Source organism: Pseudidiomarina gelatinasegens (assembly GCF_004025325.1).
Classification (GTDB): Bacteria; Pseudomonadota; Gammaproteobacteria; order Enterobacterales; family Alteromonadaceae; genus Pseudidiomarina; species Pseudidiomarina gelatinasegens.
This window is the reverse complement of sequence record NZ_RSFE01000022.1, coordinates 1-2,154: the sequence shown is the minus strand read 5'-3', so window position 1 is coordinate 2,154 and position 2,154 is coordinate 1. Positions and strand designations below refer to the sequence as shown.

Below are 2,154 nucleotides of genomic sequence, written 5' to 3'. Positions count from 1 at the left end.
TGTTACCAACGGCGTAAAATTGATCCACTGACAACGGTTTAAAAGTGATCCACCTGAGGCATCATAGCTGCACTTTTCAATAAGACAAGGCGGCCTAACATGCTAACTCAGGAGCAACTAGTGGACATTCACGTTTTACACCGGCAGGGATTGAGTAATCGCGAGATTGCACGCCGTCTTGGCATTTCCCGTAACACAGTAAAAAACTATCTAGCTCGGCCAACAGTAACGCCAAGCTATTCGGCGCGTGAAGCGCGCCCAACAAAGTTAGGCCCTTATGAGGCATATCTTCGGGAACGGATTAAAGCCGCTGAGCCGGATTGGATACCGGCAACGGTTCTATTTCGAGAGATAGAAGCGCAAGGTTATAACGGTGGTATGACCCAGTTGCGACAGTATCTGTCGCCGTTTAAAAAACCAGAAGCGAACGACCCAGTTGTTCGTTTCGAGACCCAGCCCGGTGAGCAGTTGCAAGTTGATTTCACTAACATCAACCGCAACCGGCGTCGGATGAAGGGCTTTGTTGCGACATTATCGTTTAGCCGTGCAACCTTCGTACACTTTTCAGAGCGCGAGCGCCAAGAAGATTGGTTGTACGGTTTAGAAGAAGCATTTGCCTTCTTCGGTGGTGTTACTCAACACGTTCTGTTTGATAACGCCAAGACCATTATGATTGAACGCGATGCGTATGGCCCAGGGCGGCATCGCTGGAACCAAGCACTGCTTGAGTTCGCTAAGTACTACGGTTTCCAACCGCGAGCTTGCCGCCCTTATCGGGCTCGAACGAAGGGCAAGGTTGAACGTTTCAACTCGTATTTAAAAAGCAGCTTCATCACGCCATTAGCTGCCAGTTTGAAGCAGCATGGCTTACGCTTTGATGTGTCGGTGGCCAACGCTCACATTGGCCCATGGCTTGAACACGTTGCGCATCAACGTATTCACGGTACAACCGGACAGAAGCCGCAGATATTGCTTGAGCAAGAGCGGTTTCATTTACAACCGCTACCAACTAAAGAACACGGTCGTATCGCGACATCATCAGCGAGCCGACCAACACCGATAGAGAGCTTACAGCACCCGCTGAGCGTCTATGACAGCTTGTTGGAGGGACGTTTATGAACCTTCAACAAGAACGCATACTAGACGCTTGTGAGACGCTCAAGCTCGGAACCATTAGTTCTGAGTGGTCTGCCGTCGCAGATAAAACAAGTGCTAAAGAAGGTACTTTTGCCGACTTTCTAGAGCAACTACTGCAGCTTGAGCTGCAAGCAAGGACACGACGAACCCAAGAGACGCTTCTTAAGTTCGCTGGCTTTCCAGCATTAAAATCGTTCGATGATTACGATTTTAAGTTTGCTAGTGGCGCTCCTCGACAGCAACTAAAAGAGCTAACAGGCTTAGCGTTCGTTGAACGTGCCGAGAACATTGTATTACTCGGCCCTAGCGGCGTTGGCAAAAGCCACTTGGCTATCAGCCTCGGTTACCTTGCGGTAATGCGTGGCATTAAAACTCGGTTTATTACAGCAGCTGATTTAATGCTTCAGCTCGCAACGGCAAAAAGCCAAGGCCGACTTGAGCAGTATTTAAAGCGCAGTGTACTAGCGCCAAAGCTGCTCATTATTGACGAGATAGGTTATCTACCTTTTGGCCGCGATGAGGCGAACCTGTTCTTTAATGTTATCGCCAAGCGATATGAGCAAGGTAGTGTCATCGTCACTAGCAACTTGCCATTTTCACAATGGTCGAATGCATTTGCCGATGACACAACGCTTACAGCGGCATTATTAGATCGGCTTCTGCACCATTCGCACATTGTGCAAATTAGTGGTGAGAGCTTCCGATTAAAGGGCAAAAAAGCTGCCGGAATAATACCTGCAGTCGAAACAAGCACAGAAGTACTTGTTGATGCCTAAATGCAGCAATGGATCAGTTAAATACCGTTGTTTTGCACGAAAATGGCCGTTAGGGTGGATCAATTTTATTCCGATGCTTTTCGGATAAACCGCAAACCGGCCAAGATAATTGACGCTGAGTAAGCACTTTTGTGGATCACTTTGTAGTCGGCGTCTGAAGTATAAAATTAGCTAAGGGTGGATCACTTTTACTCCGTTGTTTTTAGGACAAAAGTGGATCAGTTTTCACCCGTTGTTGACA

General features: G+C 47.9%; 2 protein-coding genes. Both read left to right on the top strand.

The annotated features are described in order from the left end of the window. Nucleotides 1-99 precede the first annotated feature (99 nt). Nucleotides 100-1,119 carry an IS21 family transposase gene (gene istA / locus EGC76_RS11850; protein WP_128353208.1) on the top strand — a complete coding sequence of 340 codons (1,020 nt, stop codon included), beginning with the start codon at nt 100-102 and terminating at the stop codon, nt 1,117-1,119. After that, a complete protein-coding gene (gene istB, locus EGC76_RS11845; RefSeq protein WP_034734397.1) occupies nt 1,116-1,913 on the top strand; it encodes an IS21-like element helper ATPase IstB in 798 nt (265 codons plus the stop codon). The genes istA and istB overlap by 4 nt, the downstream gene beginning before the upstream one ends. The last annotated feature ends 241 nt before the right edge of the window (nt 1,914-2,154 follow it).